Source organism: Enterobacter sp. MGH 24 (assembly GCF_000493015.1).
Classification (GTDB): domain Bacteria; phylum Pseudomonadota; class Gammaproteobacteria; order Enterobacterales; family Enterobacteriaceae; genus Enterobacter.
In genome coordinates this window covers 2,623,544-2,640,108 of sequence record NZ_KI535657.1, presented here as the reverse complement: position 1 = coordinate 2,640,108, position 16,565 = coordinate 2,623,544, and the positions used below count along the sequence as shown (strand labels likewise).

At 58.3% G+C, this 16,565-nt stretch carries 17 protein-coding genes; 9 read left to right on the top strand and 8 right to left on the bottom strand.

Going from position 1 to position 16,565, the window contains the following annotated elements:
- Positions 1 to 203 precede the first annotated feature (203 nt).
- Both L370_RS09505 and L370_RS09510 read left to right on the top strand, forming a co-directional pair.
- The gene (locus tag L370_RS09505; protein ID WP_023334830.1) at positions 204 to 944 is read left to right on the top strand and encodes an SDR family oxidoreductase; all 741 of its coding nucleotides are present in this window, start codon (positions 204 to 206) and stop codon (positions 942 to 944) included.
- A 33-nt stretch (positions 945 to 977) separates the two neighbouring features.
- A complete protein-coding gene (locus tag L370_RS09510) occupies positions 978 to 2,672 on the top strand; it encodes a thiamine pyrophosphate-binding protein (RefSeq protein WP_023334829.1) in 1,695 nt (564 codons plus the stop codon).
- A gap of 33 nt (positions 2,673 to 2,705) precedes the next feature.
- On the opposite strand, the gene L370_RS09515 is transcribed toward L370_RS09510, so the two are convergent.
- Positions 2,706 to 3,404, bottom strand: a complete 699-nt coding sequence (locus L370_RS09515; protein WP_023334828.1) for a GNAT family N-acetyltransferase — start codon at positions 3,402 to 3,404, stop codon at positions 2,706 to 2,708.
- A gap of 201 nt (positions 3,405 to 3,605) precedes the next feature.
- Between L370_RS09515 and L370_RS09520 the strand changes: the two genes are divergently transcribed.
- From L370_RS09520 to L370_RS09540, 5 genes are all read left to right on the top strand, one after another.
- The gene (locus tag L370_RS09520; RefSeq protein ID WP_023334827.1) at positions 3,606 to 5,174 is read left to right on the top strand and encodes an ABC transporter substrate-binding protein; all 1,569 of its coding nucleotides are present in this window, start codon (positions 3,606 to 3,608) and stop codon (positions 5,172 to 5,174) included.
- A gap of 98 nt (positions 5,175 to 5,272) precedes the next feature.
- On the top strand, positions 5,273 to 6,286 hold the full coding sequence (locus L370_RS09525) for an ABC transporter permease (RefSeq protein WP_023334826.1): 1,014 nt from the start codon (positions 5,273 to 5,275) through the stop codon (positions 6,284 to 6,286).
- Positions 6,286 to 7,119 (top strand): ABC transporter permease, encoded by an 834-nt coding sequence (locus L370_RS09530; protein ID WP_023334825.1) that lies wholly within the window; start codon positions 6,286 to 6,288, stop codon positions 7,117 to 7,119. The genes L370_RS09525 and L370_RS09530 overlap by 1 nt, the downstream gene beginning before the upstream one ends.
- Entirely contained in the window at positions 7,112 to 7,948 is an 837-nt protein-coding gene (locus L370_RS09535; protein ID WP_023334824.1) for an ABC transporter ATP-binding protein, read from the top strand. Before L370_RS09530 ends, L370_RS09535 begins: the two co-directional genes overlap by 8 nt.
- The gene (locus L370_RS09540) at positions 7,935 to 8,639 is read left to right on the top strand and encodes an ABC transporter ATP-binding protein (RefSeq protein WP_023334823.1); all 705 of its coding nucleotides are present in this window, start codon (positions 7,935 to 7,937) and stop codon (positions 8,637 to 8,639) included. Before L370_RS09535 ends, L370_RS09540 begins: the two co-directional genes overlap by 14 nt.
- A gap of 108 nt (positions 8,640 to 8,747) precedes the next feature.
- Here L370_RS09540 and L370_RS09545 read toward each other — a convergent pair whose 3' ends face one another.
- From L370_RS09545 to budA, 4 genes are all read right to left on the bottom strand, one after another.
- Positions 8,748 to 9,221, bottom strand: a complete 474-nt coding sequence (locus L370_RS09545) for a cold-shock protein (protein ID WP_023334822.1) — start codon at positions 9,219 to 9,221, stop codon at positions 8,748 to 8,750.
- Between the two features lie 131 nt (positions 9,222 to 9,352).
- The gene (locus L370_RS09550) at positions 9,353 to 10,123 is read right to left on the bottom strand and encodes a (S)-acetoin forming diacetyl reductase (protein ID WP_023334821.1); all 771 of its coding nucleotides are present in this window, start codon (positions 10,121 to 10,123) and stop codon (positions 9,353 to 9,355) included.
- Between the two features lie 20 nt (positions 10,124 to 10,143).
- Positions 10,144 to 11,865: an acetolactate synthase AlsS gene (gene alsS / locus L370_RS09555; RefSeq protein WP_369796129.1), complete on the bottom strand. Its 1,722-nt coding sequence runs from the start codon at positions 11,863 to 11,865 to the stop codon at positions 10,144 to 10,146.
- Positions 11,837 to 12,616, bottom strand: coding sequence for an acetolactate decarboxylase (budA, locus tag L370_RS09560; RefSeq protein ID WP_023334819.1), 780 nt, complete (start codon positions 12,614 to 12,616; stop codon positions 11,837 to 11,839). The genes alsS and budA overlap by 29 nt, the downstream gene beginning before the upstream one ends.
- 105 nt (positions 12,617 to 12,721) lie before the next feature.
- On the opposite strand from budA, the gene L370_RS09565 reads away from it, so the two are divergent.
- A complete protein-coding gene (locus L370_RS09565; RefSeq protein WP_023334818.1) occupies positions 12,722 to 13,606 on the top strand; it encodes a LysR family transcriptional regulator in 885 nt (294 codons plus the stop codon).
- Positions 13,607 to 13,671: 65 nt separating this feature from the next.
- Here L370_RS09565 and L370_RS09570 read toward each other — a convergent pair whose 3' ends face one another.
- Positions 13,672 to 14,034 carry a cupin domain-containing protein gene (locus L370_RS09570; protein ID WP_023334817.1) on the bottom strand — a complete coding sequence of 121 codons (363 nt, stop codon included), beginning with the start codon at positions 14,032 to 14,034 and terminating at the stop codon, positions 13,672 to 13,674.
- 75 nt (positions 14,035 to 14,109) lie between these two features.
- Positions 14,110 to 14,928, bottom strand: a complete 819-nt coding sequence (locus L370_RS09575) for an AraC family transcriptional regulator (protein WP_023334816.1) — start codon at positions 14,926 to 14,928, stop codon at positions 14,110 to 14,112.
- Between the two features lie 205 nt (positions 14,929 to 15,133).
- Here L370_RS09575 and L370_RS09580 point away from each other — a divergent pair, with 205 nt between their 5' ends.
- Positions 15,134 to 15,724, top strand: coding sequence for a hypothetical protein (locus L370_RS09580; protein ID WP_023334815.1), 591 nt, complete (start codon positions 15,134 to 15,136; stop codon positions 15,722 to 15,724).
- A gap of 209 nt (positions 15,725 to 15,933) precedes the next feature.
- On the opposite strand, the gene cspA is transcribed toward L370_RS09580, so the two are convergent.
- The gene (cspA, locus tag L370_RS09585; protein ID WP_022647355.1) at positions 15,934 to 16,146 is read right to left on the bottom strand and encodes a transcription antiterminator/RNA stability regulator CspE; all 213 of its coding nucleotides are present in this window, start codon (positions 16,144 to 16,146) and stop codon (positions 15,934 to 15,936) included.
- Positions 16,147 to 16,565: the final 419 nt, after the last annotated feature.

The following is a 16,565-nucleotide window of genomic DNA, read 5'->3' as shown; positions in this document are numbered from 1 at the left end:
AATTAAATATTAGGCTTGCAATTAATTTAATTATTAAAAAACGTCATTGACATTATCTTCCATACTCCATTAAGTTTTAAGCGAGCATTATTTCATTCCAGATACAGAATATATCAAAAACGAGCGTTTAAGAATTTTTCATTATTCTTAAACCTTGCCCTTCTTTTTATTTATTTTGAATCATACAACAGTGAGATAAGATCATGAATAATAGTGCAAACAAGGTTGTTGTTATCACCGGTGCCAGCAGCGGTATCGGTCAGGCCATTGCCCTTCATTTAGCCAATAAACCGTTTTCGCTGGTCCTGGTGGCGCGCCGCCTGGACAGAATTAACGCCCTGGTGGATCAAATCATTCAGCAGGGCGGGCAGGCGATTGCCGTTAAGGCCGATGTGACCCGTCAGGAAGAGGTACAGAAGGCGATAAACGCCGCCATCGCCGCATACCAGCGCGTCGATGTACTGATCAACAACGCCGGCTATATGGCTATCGCCCCCATCAGCGAGCTGAAAACCGACGAGTGGGATCGGATGATTGATACCAATCTCAAAGGCGTGCTGTACGGTATCGCGGCGGCACTCCCGGTGTTCCAGCGTCAGGGGGGCGGACACTTTATTAACGTTGCCTCCGTGGCGGGTATCAAGGTACTTGCCCCTGGCGGCGTAGTGTACAGCGCCACGAAATTCGCCGTCCGCGCTCTGAGTGAAGGGTTACGCCAGGAAGCGGGGAAAACCATTCGGACTACCCTTATTTCCCCCGGTGCCGTTGAAAGCGAGCTGCAGTTCGGTAGCTCTGATGCCCCGAGCAAACAGTTCCTGCATGAATTTTATAAGCAGGCTATTCCGGCAGAGTCGATTGCCCGTTCCGTTTTATTTGCCATTGAACAGCCAGCTGATGTTGATATTAATGAAATTGTTGTTCGTCCTACGCAGGAAGAATTTTAGCATGCCTTAAATAATACTGAATGAGGTGTCATTATGATTAAATCATTAACGTCCTTATCAGATTTAAATATGCGATCGGGCGCCGACATTCTCCTTGAAGTGCTGGAGAGTGAAGGCGTGGAATATATTTTTGGCAACCCCGGCACCACTGAACTTCCGCTCATTGATGCCCTGCTTCGTCATGAAAATATTCACTATATTCTGGCACTCCAGGAAAGCAGCGTGGTCGCCATTGCCGACGGCTATGCGAAAGCCTCCGGCAAAACGGGTTTTATCAATTTGCATACCGCCAGCGGTCTGGGGCACGGCATGGGGAATCTCATTAATTCGCGGATCATGAAAACCCCGCTGGTGGTCACCGTTGGACAGCAGGACACGCGGCACTACGTCCGCGACCCGCTTTTGTATGATGACATTGTGTCCATTGGTTCCCCGGTCATGAAATGGGCGCAGGAGGTCACCAGCGCCGACCAGCTCCCGGTGCTGGTGCGCCGCGCGTTTCACGCTGCCAGCTATCCTCCGGCCGGCCCGGTTCTGCTCTCTCTCCCGATGAACGTTATGGAAGAACTGAGCGACGCCGGGATACAGACGGCATCCAGAGTGGACTACCACACCGTGGCGGGCTCGCTGGACGAACTGGCGGAAGCGCTCAGCGAGGTGACTCCCGGCAAGGTCATGATTGTGGCGGGCGATGAAGTTCACTCCAGCGGCTCGACGCAGGAGATTGTCCAGCTGGCGGAGGCGCTCAGCGCCCACGTCTACGGCTCCTCATGGCCGCTGAATTTGCCCTTCCCCACGCAGCATGCGCTCTGGCGGGGCAATATGCCCACCACCGCCAGTGAAATCGCCAGCGTCGTTAATGCCTACGATGCGGTGTTTATCATCGGCGGCAGAAGCCTGATCACCATTTTGTATAGCGAGGGCGAGGCCATTCCGGAAACCTGCGCGGTGTATCAGCTCTCGGCGGATATGCACGAACTTGGCCGCACGTATGCCACCCGCCTCTCGGTGATGGGGGATATCAAACTCTCCCTGAAGGATCTGTTACCGAAGCTTGCGCAACGCCGGGTGGCAAGCAAATTGACGCATCAGCGGCTGCTCAAAGCGGCACGCGCTGAACGTGAAAAAGAGTGGCAACGGCAGGAAGAGCGTCTGGCAGCCGAGCGGCTGCGCCCGGCGATTTCGCCGATGGTCGCGGCCTACGAGGTGATAAAGTCCGTTCCGCCCGGCATTACGATTGTCGACGAGGCGATTGCAACGGCCAGACACGTTCGCCGCTTCATCTCTGACCAGCAGCACCCGCGCTACTACTTTATGCGCGGCGGCGGCCTGGGCTGGGGGATGCCGGCCTCAGTAGGGCACTCGCTGGGACGCGGGCGGGAGCCGGTGGTATGCCTGATAGGTGACGGCGCCTCCCTGTACTCGCCGCAGGCGCTCTGGACGGCAGCACACGAAAATCTGCCGGTCACCTTTATCGTGATGAATAACAGGGAGTACAACATCCTGAAAAACTTTATGAAGAGCCAGGCTAACTACAGCTCAACGCAGCTCGGGCGTTTTATCGGGATGGACCTGGTGAACCCGCATATCGATTTTCAGTCGCTGGCCATCGCCATGGGCGTCCACTGCTGCCGGGTGACCGAGGCTGCCGATATCGCCGAAGCGGTAACGCGCGGCCTGCGGTCAGGAAAAACCAACTTGATTGAAATCGCGATTTCCGCGGATTAGCCGCGCGTCGATGCTGTACCCTACATAAAAAACTTATAACCGAAACGCCTCTAACCGCTTAATCTGCCGCCCTTCCCCGTCAAAATTCTCCGTCGCCAGCCAGGCGCGCAGCTCCGCGTCCCTTTGCGGCCATTCGCCGTCAATAATAGAAAGCATATCGCTGTCGCGGTTGCGCCCTTTGCGCACCAGCTTCTGGCGCAGGCGTCCTTCCCAGACAAACCCCAGCCGCTCCGCCGCCCTGCGCGACGCCACGTTCATGGAATCGCACTTCCACTCGACGCGCCGGTAGCCGTGCTCAAACGCATTTTTCAGCAGCAGCCACACCGTTTCGGTGCCGATGCGGGTTCCTTTCATCCTGCGCGACCAGGTGACATGACCGATTTCGACCGACCCCAGCAGCCGCTCGTTAGCCATATAGCTCACCAGCCCCACCGCTTTTTCGGTGCGCAAATCGATCACGGCAAACGGCACCAGCTCATCGTCCAGCACCTTCGCCATGATCCATTGCGCGGTGGCTTCCACGCTCGTCGGCTGCGTGCTGGCAAGCCACGTCCAGTCGCTGTCGTCGCCCAGCGCGTAGGCCTCATAGAGATCGGCCGCGTGGCGATCGGCATCCAGCACCTCCAGACGGCAGAACTGGCCGAACAGCGGCGTGCGGGTTAAAACGCGCGCGCCCGTCCAGCCAGGCACGGTATCGTTAACGGTTTGACCATGTTGATTGATTTCTGGCACGGCGATGACTCCCTGAAAGGTAAGGAGTTTGTTATAGCAGGTTAAAAAGCGGGCGAAAAGCAGCGTATTTTAATAGCCCGAGCGCATGCGATATTCCCGGAAGGCATAAGCAAAGCTGAATTTCGACTTTGCGGAATTTAAGAGTCGCCCTAACGTAGCGGAGCATAAAACAATCACAATATATTCTTCTCAGGGATCGCTATGACGAAAAAACTGTTGCCGTTACTGGTGCTGGCTGCGCTCTCAGTCGCCGCCCACGCCGCTACTCCGCCCAACACGCTGGTTGTTGCCCAGGGGCTTGATGATATCGTAAGCCTCGACCCGGCCGAAGCCAACGAGCTTTCCAGCATCCAGACCGTGCCGAGCCTGTATCAGCGCCTGGTGCAGCCGGACCGCGATAACCCGGAAAAAATCACCCCGATTCTGGCAGAAAGCTGGGACGCCGATGCGGCAGCAAAAACGCTGACGATTAAACTTAAGCCCGATGCCAAATTCGCCTCCGGCAATCCGCTGCGCCCGGAAGACGTGATCTTCTCATACACCCGCGCCGTAACGCTGAACAAATCCCCGGCCTTTATTCTGAACGTGCTGGGCTGGGACGCGAGCAACATCACCAGCCAGCTGAAAAAGGTGGATGACCATACCCTCCAGCTTCACTGGACGGCGGACGTTAGCCCGTCGGTGGCGCTAAATATTCTCTCCACGCCGATTGCCTCCATCGTCGATGAAAAGCAGGTCGCGGCAAACGTGAAGGATAACGACTTCGGCAACGCGTGGCTGAAAATGCACTCGGCGGGCAGCGGCGCGTTCAAAATGCGCGTCTATCAGCCGCATCAGGCCATCGTGCTGGAAGCCAACGACTCCGCCCCCGGCGGCGCGCCGAAGCTTAAAAGCATCATCATTAAAAACGTCCCCGACCCGGCTTCACGCCGCCTGCTGATCCAGCAGGGTGATGCCGACGTGGCGCGCGATCTGGGGGCAGATCAGATAAGCGCCCTGGACGGCAAGCCGGGCGTGAAGGTGCTGAGCATTCCGTCCGCCGAGCAAAATTACCTGGTGTTTAACACCGGCAACAGCGCCAACCCGCTGCTGAACAACCCGTCGTTCTGGGAAGCCTCGCGCTGGCTGGTGGACTATGACGGCATCACCAAAAATCTGCTGAAAGGCCAGTACTTTGTTCACCAGAGCTTCCTGCCGGTCGGGCTGCCGGGCGCGCTGGAGGAAAATCCGTTTACGTTTGACCCGGCAAAAGCGAAAGCCATTCTCGCCAAAGCGGGCATCAAAGACGCGCACTTCACGCTGGACGTGGAGAACAAGCCGCCGTTTATCACCATCGCCCAGTCGATGCAGGCGAGCTTTGCGCAGGGGGGCGTGAAGGTCGATCTGCTGCCTGCCGCCGGGAGCCAGGTTTATGCCCGCGTGCGCGCGAAGCAGCACCAGGCGGCGATTCGTCTGTGGATCCCGGACTACTTCGATGCGCACTCTAACGCCAGCGCCTTTGCGTGGAACGACGGTAAATCCAGCACCGTAGCGGGGCTTAACGGCTGGAAAATCCCGGAGCTGAACAAAGCCACGCTGGCGGCGGTAGCCGAGCCGGATCCGGCCAAGCGTCTGGATCTGTACAAGAAGATGCAGGAGCAGCTGCAGCAGAATTCGCCGTACGTGTTCGTCGATCAGGGCAAAACTCAGATCGTGGTGCGCGATAACGTGAAGGGGTATCAGCAGGGGCTGAACGCGGATATGGTCTGGTACGATCGCGTCACGAAGTAGCCCTTGTTGCCGGGTGGCGCTGCGCTTACCCGGCCTACGTTCTCGGTTTTTGTAGGCCGGGTAAGGCGAAGCCGCCACCCGGCATGAAGAGATTTCCCATGCCACATCTTTCCACCCGCGTGCTCCAGGGGCTGCTGACCCTGCTGCTCACGCTCTTCGGGCTGCTGCTCGTCACGTTTGCGCTCTCGGCGTTTTCACCGGTCGATCGCGTGCTGCAGATCGTGGGCGATCACGCCAGCCAGTCAACCTACGATCAGGTTCGCCACCAGCTTGGGCTGGATCGCCCCCTGCCCGTGCAGTTCTGGCACTACCTGCAAAACCTTGCCCACGGTGATTTAGGCACCGCCAGCGCTACCGGGCAGCCGGTGCTGCAGGATCTGCTGCACGCCTTTCCCGCCACGCTGGAGCTGGCTACGCTGGCGTTAATCATCGGCGCCGTGCTCGGCGTGATTGCCGGGGTGCTGTGCGCCCGCTACGCCGGTTCGCCGCTCGATCTCGCCATCAGAACGCTCACCCTGCTCGGCAACTCGGTGCCGATCTTCTGGCTCGGCCTGCTGATGCTGGCCCTGTTCTACGCGAAGCTGCAGTGGAGCGCAGGCCCCGGCAGGCTGGACGATATCTGGCAGTTCACCGTCGAGCCGCGCACCGGCTTTGCGCTCATAGATACCTGGCTTTCCGGCGATCGCGAGGCGTTCCGCAACGCCCTCAGCCACCTGGTGCTGCCGGTGCTGCTGCTGGCGTACTACTCGCTGGCGAGCATCACCCGCCTGACGCGATCCGCCTGCCTGAGCGAGATGAACAAAGAGTACATCCTGCTCGCCCGCGCCAAGGGCGCCGGGGAGATGACTATCCTGCTGCGCCACGTTCTGCCGAACATTCGTGGAACCCTGCTGACGGTGATCGCGCTGGCCTATACCAGCATGCTGGAAGGCGCGGTGCTGACCGAAACCGTCTTCTCGTGGCCGGGCATCGGGCGCTATCTCACCACCGCCCTGTTCGCCGGAGACACCACCGCCGTCATGGGCGGCACGCTGCTGATTGGTATCTGTTTTGTGCTGATCAATAACCTTACCGACCTGCTCGTGCGGGCGACCGATCCCAGGGTGCGCTGATGCCGTTTTATCTTTTCTTACGCCGCCTGCGCCGTTCCCCCGCCGCATTTTGCGGACTGATAGCCATCGCGCTGCTGGTAATTATTGCCCTGTTCGCGCCGTGGCTCGCGCCGCTTGACCCGAACTGGCAGGACGCCGCCGCGCGCCTGCAGGCACCGAACAGCCAACACTGGCTGGGCACCGACAGCTACGGGCGCGACCTGCTTTCGCGTCTGATTTACGGCACCCGTCCGGCGCTCGGGCTGGTGGCGTTAGTCACCGTTATCACCCTGCCCGCCGGGCTGCTGGTGGGGATTTTGTCGGGCTACTACGGCGGCTGGCTGGAGCGCATCCTGATGCGCTTTACCGACGTGGTGATGTCGATGCCGCGCCTGATCCTTGCCTTCGCGTTTGTGGCGATGCTTGGCCCGGGGCTGGTCAACGGCGCGCTGGCGCTGGCCTTAACTACCTGGCCCGCCTACGCGCGGCAGGCGCGGAGTGAAATTCAGCGTCTGCGCCACAGCGACTACCTCGCCGCCGCCGAGATGATGGGCATTCGCGGCCCGCGCCTGCTGGTCGGCCATATTCTGCCCCTGTGTCTGCCGTCCGCGATTGTGCGGCTGGCGCTGGATCTGGCGGGGATTATTCTGGCGGCTGCCGGTCTCGGCTTTCTCGGTCTTGGCGCACGTCCGCCAATGGCCGAATGGGGCGCGATGATTGCCGACGGCATGCAGGTGATTTTCGACCAGTGGTGGATTGCCGCCATTCCGGGCGGGGCCATTCTGTTTGCCAGCCTGGCCTTTAACCTGCTGGGCGATGGCCTGCGCGACGTACTGGAGCCACAGCATGACTGAACACCGCGTTATCGTCGATGCGCTGAATATCGACTACCCCGCCGCGCGCGTGGTCAACAGCCTGAGCTTCACGCTGGGCGACGAGCGGCTGGCGCTGGTGGGGGAATCCGGCTCGGGCAAGTCGATGTCCGCCCGCGCCCTGATGGGGCTGGTGCGTAGGCCCGGCATCGTGAGCGCCAACCGGCTTACCGTGCTCGGCAACGACCTGCTGACCCTGAGCACCCGCCGCTGGCAGGCGCTGCGCGGTAACGGGATTGCGATGGTCCTGCAGGACCCGCGCTACGCGCTGAATCCGGCGAGAAACGTCGCCGCCCAGCTTGATGAGGCGCTGACCCTGCATCAGCGCCTGCCCCGCGCCGAACGCCTGGCGCGCATTCACGACGTCACCCGCGCCGTCGGGCTCAACGAACATGTCCTCCAGCGCTACCCCGGCGAACTCTCCGGGGGCATGGGCCAGCGGGTGATGATTGCGATGGCGCTGATCAACAACCCGCAGGTGCTGATTGCCGACGAACCCACCTCCGCGCTGGACGCCCGCCTGCGCAACCAGATCCTCGAGCTGCTGGTGCAGCAGTGTGAAGAGCGCCAGATGGCGATGCTGCTCATCAGCCACGATCTGCCGCTGGTGGCGGAACACTGCGACCGCGTGCTGGTGATGTATCAGGGCGAAAAGGTCGATGAGATGGCGGCGAACCGGCTGTCGCAGGCGACGCACCCGTATACGCGCACCCTGTGGACCTGCCGTCCGAACGCCAGCACCTTCGGCCAGATGCTGCCGACGCTGGACCGTTCGCAGCCGCGGAAGGAGACCGATAATGACGCTCGTTGACGTTAAGGATCTCCAGGTGAGCTTCGGGGAGAAAACGGCGGTGTCCGCCGCCAGCTTTGCCATCGAGAAAGGCGAAACCTTCAGCCTGATCGGTGAATCCGGCTGCGGAAAATCGACTATTCTGCGCGTGCTGGCGGGGCTGCAGCGCGAGTGGAACGGCCGCATTTCGATCCTGGGAGACGCGTTACGGCCAGGACGGCGTTTTGACGGCGAGCTTCGCCGCAACGTGCAGATGGTATTTCAGGATCCGTGGGCGTCGCTGCACCCAAACCACACCATTGCGCGCACGCTGTCGGAGCCGTTAAGCATCCACGGCGAGACGCAGATCGCGGAGAAAATGGCGGATGCGCTGCAGCAGGTGGGGCTTTCCGCCGACGCGGGTAAACGTTATCCGCATCAGCTTTCCGGCGGCCAGCGCCAGCGCGTGGCGATTGCCCGGGCGCTGCTGCTGCGCCCGCAGCTACTGCTGCTGGACGAGCCGACTTCGGCACTGGATATGTCGGTGCAGGCGGAAATTCTCAATCTTTTGAACCGCCTGAAGGCCGAGCACGGCATGACCTATCTGCTGGTGAGCCACGATGCGGACGTGATTGCGCATATGTCCGACCGGGCAGCGTTTATGGCGCACGGGGAGATCCAGAAGGTGTTTGACCGCGAGGCAATGTTAAGGGGCGAGCACAGGATGGGGTAAGTGCGCGCGGCGGTGCCCGGTGGCGCTGCGCTTACCGGGCCTACGTTTCGTGCCGCGTTGATGGTTTTTCGTAGGCCGGGTAAGGCGTAGCCGCCACCCGGCAAAACGTTACTTCAGCAGCTTCACCGTGGCATCAATGTCGATTTCATCTTCGGTGAAGATCATCGTCGTATTCTGGAAGGTGGTGATCGCCAGCTTCTTCACCGTGCGCATTTCGCCCGGCTTTTTCTCGGATTTCGGCTTAATGCTGTTCATCAGCAGCCCCACCGACAGCACCGCGTTCTCTTTGTCGATTTTGGTATCAACCGGTTCTTCTTCGTTGAACACCACGAAGGATTTGATGGAGGAGAGCTTCACGCGCTCGCCCGCAATAAAGAGATGTTTGCTTTCCGGGATCACCTTCACCGCATAGGCGGAAAGGCCTTTGTTGTTGGTGGTTGGTTCAAAGGTCACCGCGGCATCTTTCTTAATCAGATCGGGATTCGCGACCTTAATCACATGAAAATAGCGGTTGTCGCCGTTTTCATCTTTGATAAATCCAAAGCCTTTATCTTTAAACCACGTTGTGATTGTGCCGTTCATCGCTGTTACCGCCTGTCAGATCGTAATGACTAAAGTTTTGCAGCGCGCAGTGTAATGCACAATGGCGGAGGAGACAAAAAAAAGCCCCTGCACGGGTGCAGGGGAAAACTCATGTCAGAGCTTATTAGAATTTAATTAAACACCATTCCACCATCAATTAAGAGCGACTGGCCGGTCATATAGTCAGAGTCCGGCCCGGCGAGGTAAGAAACGCAGGCGGCCACGTCTTCCGGCTCGGACAAACGGCCAAGCGTGATGCGTTTGGCAAAGGTTTCGGTCCCGTAGCCGAGCGGTTTACCCGCCGCCTCGGACACCTGACGGTCGATCTCCGCCCACATCGGCGTTTTCACAATGCCCGGGCAGTAGGCGTTAACGGTGATCCCCAGCGGCGCGAGATCCCGCGCGGCGGTCTGGGTTAAGCCGCGCACCGCGAACTTGCTGGAGCTGTATACGGCCAGCTCCGGGTTACCGGTGTGGCCCGCCTGGGAGCAGGCGTTGATGATCTTGCCGCCGTGTCCCTCTTTGCGAAACGCGTCGATCGCGGCCTGAATGCCCCAGATCACCCCTTTCACGTTGATGTTGTAAACCTTGTCGACAATCTCCGGGGTGATGGATTCGATAGGGGTAGACGGCGCAACCCCGGCGTTGTTAACGATCACGTCGAAGCCGCCCAGTGCGGTGCGGGCCTTCTCCACCGCGGCAAATACCTGCTCACGGTCAGAGACATCCACCTTCACGGCGACGGCGTTACCGCCGTTACGGATGATTTCATCGGCGACGGCTCTTGCCGTCTCAACGTTATAGTCGGCGATGGCGACGGCAAAGCCATCTTTCACCAGGCGAAGCGCGATCGCTTTGCCAATCCCCTGGCCGGAGCCGGTTACGAGAGCCACTTTTTGCATTTCTCTGTCCTTATATTGATTCACAAAATCTGGCTGAGATGGAGCTGGCCCATCAGCAGCGGGTTATCGCTGTAGTCGACGGGAATGGCCACCACGGCGGGGCCATCCACATCCATCGCCGCGCGCAGCGTCGGCTCAAGCGCCTCGGCGCTCTCCACGGCAAAGCCTTTCGCGCCGAAGGCGTCGGCATAGGCTTTGAAATCGACCGGGCCGAACTCCACGCCGGAAAGGCGCTGGTATTTTTTCTCTTCCTGAATCGCCACCATGTTGTAGGCGTTATCCACCCAGATGATGTGCAGCACGTTGGCGTTGAGGCGCACCGCGGTTTCCAGCTCCATGCTCGACTGCAGGAAGCCGCCGTCCCCTGAGACCGAGACCACTTTGCGCCCCGGGTTGACCAGCCACGCGCCAATCGCCCACGGCAGCGCCACGCCCATGGTCTGCTGACCGTTGGAGATCATCACCTGACGCGCCCGGAAGCTGTAGAGATAGCGGGCGATCCAGATGTGGAAGCTGCCCATGTCGACGGTGAGCGTCACGTCGTTATTCACAATGTCCTGCATGGCGCGCACGATGCGCAGCGGATGCAGGGCAAACTGGTTGAGCGAGGCACCGCGGCGATCGAGCAGATCCCGCTGATGCTGGCGATCGACCAGAATTTCGGAGGCCCGCTGGCTCAGCTCGAGCTTACGATCGATCCGGTTAGCGAGCAGGTTCAGCGTTTCGGCGATGTCCCCCACCAGCTCCAGATCCGGCACGTAGTTACGCTCTTCATAGGCAGGCAGCACGTCAATGTGCACCAGCGTGGCGTCGCCGCTGTTCCACATGGACGGCTCGTACTCCACCGGGCTGTAGCCGATGCAGATAATCAGGTCCGCCAGATGCAGCAGCCGGTCGCCCGCCTGGTTATTGAACAGGCCAACGCGGCCGGCGAAGCGGGTGAAGTGTTCCTGGTTTACCGCCCCGGCGGCCTGATAGGTGCTGGTCACCGGAATGCGGCTTTTCTCCAGCAGCTTGCGCAGCGCGGCGCTGTTCGCGGGCTGGCTGGCCATCAGGCCGAGCAAGATGACCGGGTTTTTGGCTTTTTCGATAAGCTTCGCCACGTCGTTAATGGCGGATTCAGGTGCCGGGCCCATCAGCGCCGGGCCGCTGGCGGGTAAAATCGCCCCCGTCGCGGGCTGGTCAACAATATCCTGCGGCAGGCTGACGAACGCGCCCCCCGGCCTGCCGTGCTCGGCGGCGCGAAACGCGTTCGATACCACCTCGGCAATCGCGTCCGGCGAACTGACCTCCACGGCGTATTTAGTGACAGGGCTGAACATGGCGACGGTGTCCATACTCTGGTGCACCAGCTTGGCTTTATCCGCCCGCTTCACCGCCCCGCCCAGCGCCACCACCGGATCGCCCTCGCTGTTGGCGGTGGCGATGCCGGTGATCAGGTTGGAACAGCCCGGACCGGAAGTGACCAGCGCCACCCCGGCCTTGCCGGTCAGACGCCCGACCGCCGCCGCCATAAACGCCGCGTTGGCCTCGTGGCGTACCGGAACGATCTCGATGGAGGAGTCCAGCAGGGAGTCAAAGACCTTGTCGATTTTCGCACCCGGGATCCCGAACACCTGCTTCACGCCCTGCGCTTCCAGCTGGCCGACAACCATATCGGCGCCGTGCGCCCACTGACGTGACTGTTTCTCACTGTTCACGGTAGTTCTCCTGTTAGTTTTCGACGGCGCGGATAGCCGCATCAAGATTGCTGGGGTGAAGGTTGGCCTGTAAGAACGCGCTGTCGGCGGGCAGGTCAATCATTAGCTTGTGAATTTCACCGAAGGTGAGCACGCCGCTCTCCAGCTGGTAGTCGAGCAGATGGCCCCCGCCCTGACGGTCGTCGGTGATGAAATGCTCGTGATAGCCCGCCACGTTGATGCCCTGCATGTGCTGCGGCGTGCGGAACCCGACCAGCACCCCTTCGCGCTGGTTAAAGCGGAACACCGGCTGGTCGTCCAGCACGTCGGTCATCGCGCGGTACGGCGGCTTCTGGCGCGGTACCGTGCGGGTGTGGGCGTGACGGAAGTTGCCGTCGATGCGCAGCGCGCAGAACAGGTTGTCGGAGGGGATCTGCTGGTCGATGACGTCGTGGATCTGCTGGCGGCTGACCGGCATATCGAAGGTTTTGCGATACTGCGGCTGGAACCAGGTCATTACCGCGAACGGCGTTTTCTGCTCTGGTTTCGCGGCCCGGGCGCTGCCGTCAGCGCGCAGCTGGTAGACCTGACTGCTGAAGGCAATCATTTCGCCGTCCAGCTCGTTGAAGGTGCCCAAACCAAAATCACCGTGTGCCAGAAGATCGGCGATGGTGGTTTCCCCCTCGTACACGCCGCTCAGCAGGGCGCTCATTAGCGATGTCTGATAGATCACGCCGTCAGGATGCTGGGCGGAGAACCCGCGCAGGGTCTCGCACAGGCTGGCCTCACAGTCGCAGGCAGATGAATGCATCATCGTGCTGGTCCTCTTCAACTTTATTTAGAAAGGTTAAATAAATGTTGACCCGATTCAGCAGAGAGTTCCAATATAGAAACCATGCTGGTTTGAGACGTTTTAGATATGGAACTTCGTTATCTGCGGTATTTTGTCGCGGTTGCACGCGAGCGACACTTCACCCGGGCGGCCGAAGCGCTGGGTATTTCACAGCCTCCTCTGAGTCAGCAGATCAAACGGCTCGAAGAGGAAGTGGGCACGCCGCTGTTCAGGCGCCTGACGCGAGGCGTGGAGCTGACCGAGGCGGGAGAAGCCTTCTATGAGGATGCCTGTAAGATCCTGGCGCTGAGCGACGCCGCGCTGGAAAAGGCCCGCGGCATCGCGCGCGGGCTGAACGGCAATCTGTCGATTGGCATCACCAGCTCCGACGCTTTTCATCCCAAAATTTTCGCGCTGATTCGCCAGTTTCAGGTGCAGAACATGGCGGTGCAGGTTCACCAGGTGGAAGCCAATATGTCCTCGCTGACGGCGATGCTGGCGGAGGGTGAACTGGATATTGCCTTCGTGCGCCTGCCGTGCGAGAGCAGCAAGGCATTCGAGTTAAAAATCCTCGACCGGGAGCCGATGGTGGTGGCGCTGCATCGCGATCATCCGCTGGCGGCGTGCGATTCGCTGGCGTTAGAGCAGCTTCGGGATACGCCGGTGGTGCTGTTCCCGCAGGAGGTCGCGCCGGGGCTGTACGAACGGGTTCACGGCTGCTGCGAGCGGGCGGGGATTGACGTGCAGCACGCGCTGCAGTCGTCGCAGCTTTCGTCGTCCCTGAGCATGGTTTCCGCGGGCGGCGGCTTCGCGCTGGTACCGAAATCGATGGCGGCCATTTCTCCGCCGAATGTGACCTATCATGCGCTGAGCTCACCGGAGCTCTATACCGATATCGCGCTGTGCTGGCGACGCTTTGAACGCTCGCGGACGGTGAAGCGGTTTTTGACGATGATGAGCGAGGGGTCATAGCGGCCTATAGGTTTTCTGTAGGCCGGGTAAGGCGCAGCCGCCACCCGGCGATATAGCCCCCGTCGTCAAATCCAGACGTCGTTCTCTGCGGTGCGCTCCCCGCCTTCGTGTCCGGTATTCAGGACCCCACACGGTTCTATCATCATCATTTTTACCGTCGTTTCAGCAGACGTTTTATGTTCAACGCCTTTTGGCACAACGTACATTTCCCCTGGATTGACGAGCACATGTCCGTCACGAAAATCAATACGTAACACGCCCTCGACCACGATGAATGCCTCATCGGTTTCAGGGTGCGCGTGCCATATAAAATCACCCGATATTTTGACGATTTTAAACTGATAGTCATTCATCTGAGCGATGACTTTCGGCTGCCAGTGCGCGTCGAAGAGAGAAAATTTATTGTCTAAATTAACAGGACTATACATTGCAACACTTCCTATGGTTGAGAAGCGTCCAGGATAGAATAAGGCCGGCGTGCCGGTCTTGAACGATCGTGCAAATCAGGCAGGATGACCTTTAATGAATTTTTGCCAGCGCCCCGGCGACATACCCAACGTTTTGATGAACTGACGAGTCATGTGACTTTGATCTGAAAACCCCGCTGCAGCGGCAGCCTCAGCAAGCGACAGGCCCGCCTGAATCAGACGTCGACAGTATTCAAGTCGACGCATGGTCACATAGCGATAAGGACTCGTTCCATAAAGCGCACGAAAATCCCGGCTCAGGCTCCAGCGATCTCTGCCACTGACGGCGGATAAAGTATCCAGCGTAATATTGTGAATGAATTCAGTGTGTATATATTCGCGCGCGCGTTCTGCGGATTGATAATCCGCCCGATTCCGGCGAAAACGTTGTCCTCCCACGACGGCCAGCGTGCGGGCGAGATCGTAGAGCGCATCGTCTTCTTCCAGCGTATCGAAAGATTCTTCCGGCGCTTTTAACAGCGGTTCGGTCGCTGCAAAAAGCCGGGGATCGGATGAAATTCCGCCGGGAATAAACGGCAAAGGCTTTCCGCCCAGGATTTTTTGAATTAACGCCGGATCGATATACAGCATCCGATACTGGAATCCGTCATTCGTTCCCGCCTCTCCGTCATGTATTTCGTCAGGGTGCAGGACCATTGTCCCGCCCGGCAGGCTATGTTGTTTACTTCCCCGATAGTGAAAACTCTGCACCCCGGATAAGGTCCGGCCTATGGCATAAGTGTCGTGACGATGCGGCTCATAGCCATGCCCGCTGAAATACGCCTCTATGCGCTCTATTTTCCCGGGTTGTTGCGCCAGTCTGACCCAGTCTTTGTTGGCCTTTGCATTCGACATATATGACACCTGATGCCCTGTGAGGGTGAAACAACACCATAAACGCATCGGGTGCAGTTTGGAAAGTTGTTGCAGGCAACGCGGGGTCGGATCCAGGACTTTGCTGTTTTATTGATATACGCTCCGGAACTACGTTTTCCTGGTAATTGTTTGCCGCATGCCATCTGTTACTCTGACAGAGTGCAAAGGATGACAAGGACGTGAAATGCTGAACCCCGGATTCGTTACCCGCAAAGTGCTTGCTCAGTGGCAGGATGTTCCCGCTTTTCTTCCCCAGTTCCAGTTTCATGAAAAACATCGAGCGGTCATTCACACTACCCATCCAGAAAATATTCTGCCGTTGATTGCCAACTTTGACGTCCAGCAAGACCCCGTCATTCGGCGGCTGATGTCTTTGCGGCAATTACCGCAGAAATTTCTGCACAATCAGCAGGCTAACTCGACGGGCAACTTTGGGCTGCACAGTTTTACGCTGTTGCACAGCTCAGCATCCGAGCTCTGCTTTGGCTTAAGAGGGCAATTCTGGCGGACAGATTTCGGTCTGGAAAACGCGCCCGATGCGATTGCTTTTCAGGCACCCGCCGGGCCGGGCAGCGCAAAACTGTTGCTGCGCTACCGGGTAGCGGAACTGGCGCCAGGTCAACATGAACTCTGTACTGAGACCTTCGTCTATTGTCCGGACAAACGTACTCAACTCAAAATGGCGGCCTACTGGCTGGCAATACGGGCTGGGAGCGGCTGGATCCGTAAAAGGACGCTGGAGGCTGTCAGGTCGCATGTTGAAAATCAGAAGTGAGGGATTTCTGTGAAATGCCCTGAGCACTGGAGGTTTTGAGGCTGAATGTGAAGGGAATATGGGCAGGCTGCCATATAAAACTCAGGTGCCATTACCCTTTAAAAATAAAAAACCCGCAAAGGTGCGGGTTTATTTTTTATCAGTACAGCTTAACTGCTCGGACTATTGTCTTCATCGCTATCGTACGCCGCACTGATATTTAGCGCAGGTTACAGTGGAGAAACATTTCCAGCTGCAGGACCTTTTGCGCCATTCTCAATAGTAAAGGAAACTTTCTGACCTTCATCAAGCGTTTTGAAATTGTCGCTCTGAATAGCAGAGAAGTGTACGAATACATCTTTGCTGCCGTCGTCAGGGGTGATAAAGCCAAAACCTTTATCTGCGTTGAACCATTTTACTAAACCAGTCATTTTATTAGACATTGATAAATCCTTAATTTATGAGCCACTTAAGCGCGGCGATGATGGCCTGTATTTCGAGAGTTACTTATTTGGCACTTAGGAGGAGGCTCACGAAGAAGGATTATCTATGGATAACACCTGAACTGAGGACTGCTTTACTAAAACTGCTTTCATAAGGTCTGTATTCCAAACCGATGACGCTATTAAGACACAGCGAAATTTATTGCGCAATGATTATTATTATTTATTTTAACCATTTAAACGCCCGGATGGCTGCTCGCGATGCCAGACATCGGTTCGGCGGGGGGCATCTTCCCTGGCGACGCAGACGTGAGTAGAAGGGTTGCTCAAAATGAAAAGGTCTGCATAAGGAGTAAGCCCGGTGCAAACTGTGCCCGGCGGCGCTGCGCTTGCGCGGGCCTACGGTTCGGTTTTGTAGG

What these genes read in the sequence shown, in the direction of transcription:
- cspA (WP_022647355.1), bottom strand. Translation starts at nt 16,146, where the DNA reads ATGTCTAATAAAATGACTGGTTTAGTAAAATGGTTCAACGCAGATAAA.
- L370_RS09530 (WP_023334825.1), top strand. Translation starts at nt 6,286, where the DNA reads ATGCCGTTTTATCTTTTCTTACGCCGCCTGCGCCGTTCCCCCGCCGCA.
- L370_RS09520 (WP_023334827.1), top strand. Translation starts at nt 3,606, where the DNA reads ATGACGAAAAAACTGTTGCCGTTACTGGTGCTGGCTGCGCTCTCAGTC.
- L370_RS09505 (WP_023334830.1), top strand. Translation starts at nt 204, where the DNA reads ATGAATAATAGTGCAAACAAGGTTGTTGTTATCACCGGTGCCAGCAGC.
- L370_RS09535 (WP_023334824.1), top strand. Translation starts at nt 7,112, where the DNA reads ATGACTGAACACCGCGTTATCGTCGATGCGCTGAATATCGACTACCCC.
- L370_RS09550 (WP_023334821.1), bottom strand. Translation starts at nt 10,123, where the DNA reads ATGCAAAAAGTGGCTCTCGTAACCGGCTCCGGCCAGGGGATTGGCAAA.
- L370_RS09575 (WP_023334816.1), bottom strand. Translation starts at nt 14,928, where the DNA reads ATGTCGAATGCAAAGGCCAACAAAGACTGGGTCAGACTGGCGCAACAA.
- budA (WP_023334819.1), bottom strand. Translation starts at nt 12,616, where the DNA reads ATGATGCATTCATCTGCCTGCGACTGTGAGGCCAGCCTGTGCGAGACC.
- L370_RS09565 (WP_023334818.1), top strand. Translation starts at nt 12,722, where the DNA reads ATGGAACTTCGTTATCTGCGGTATTTTGTCGCGGTTGCACGCGAGCGA.
- L370_RS09510 (WP_023334829.1), top strand. Translation starts at nt 978, where the DNA reads ATGATTAAATCATTAACGTCCTTATCAGATTTAAATATGCGATCGGGC.
- L370_RS09570 (WP_023334817.1), bottom strand. Translation starts at nt 14,034, where the DNA reads ATGTATAGTCCTGTTAATTTAGACAATAAATTTTCTCTCTTCGACGCG.
- L370_RS09580 (WP_023334815.1), top strand. Translation starts at nt 15,134, where the DNA reads ATGCTGAACCCCGGATTCGTTACCCGCAAAGTGCTTGCTCAGTGGCAG.
- L370_RS09545 (WP_023334822.1), bottom strand. Translation starts at nt 9,221, where the DNA reads ATGAACGGCACAATCACAACGTGGTTTAAAGATAAAGGCTTTGGATTT.
- alsS (WP_369796129.1), bottom strand. Translation starts at nt 11,865, where the DNA reads ATGCGGCTATCCGCGCCGTCGAAAACTAACAGGAGAACTACCGTGAAC.
- L370_RS09525 (WP_023334826.1), top strand. Translation starts at nt 5,273, where the DNA reads ATGCCACATCTTTCCACCCGCGTGCTCCAGGGGCTGCTGACCCTGCTG.
- L370_RS09540 (WP_023334823.1), top strand. Translation starts at nt 7,935, where the DNA reads ATGACGCTCGTTGACGTTAAGGATCTCCAGGTGAGCTTCGGGGAGAAA.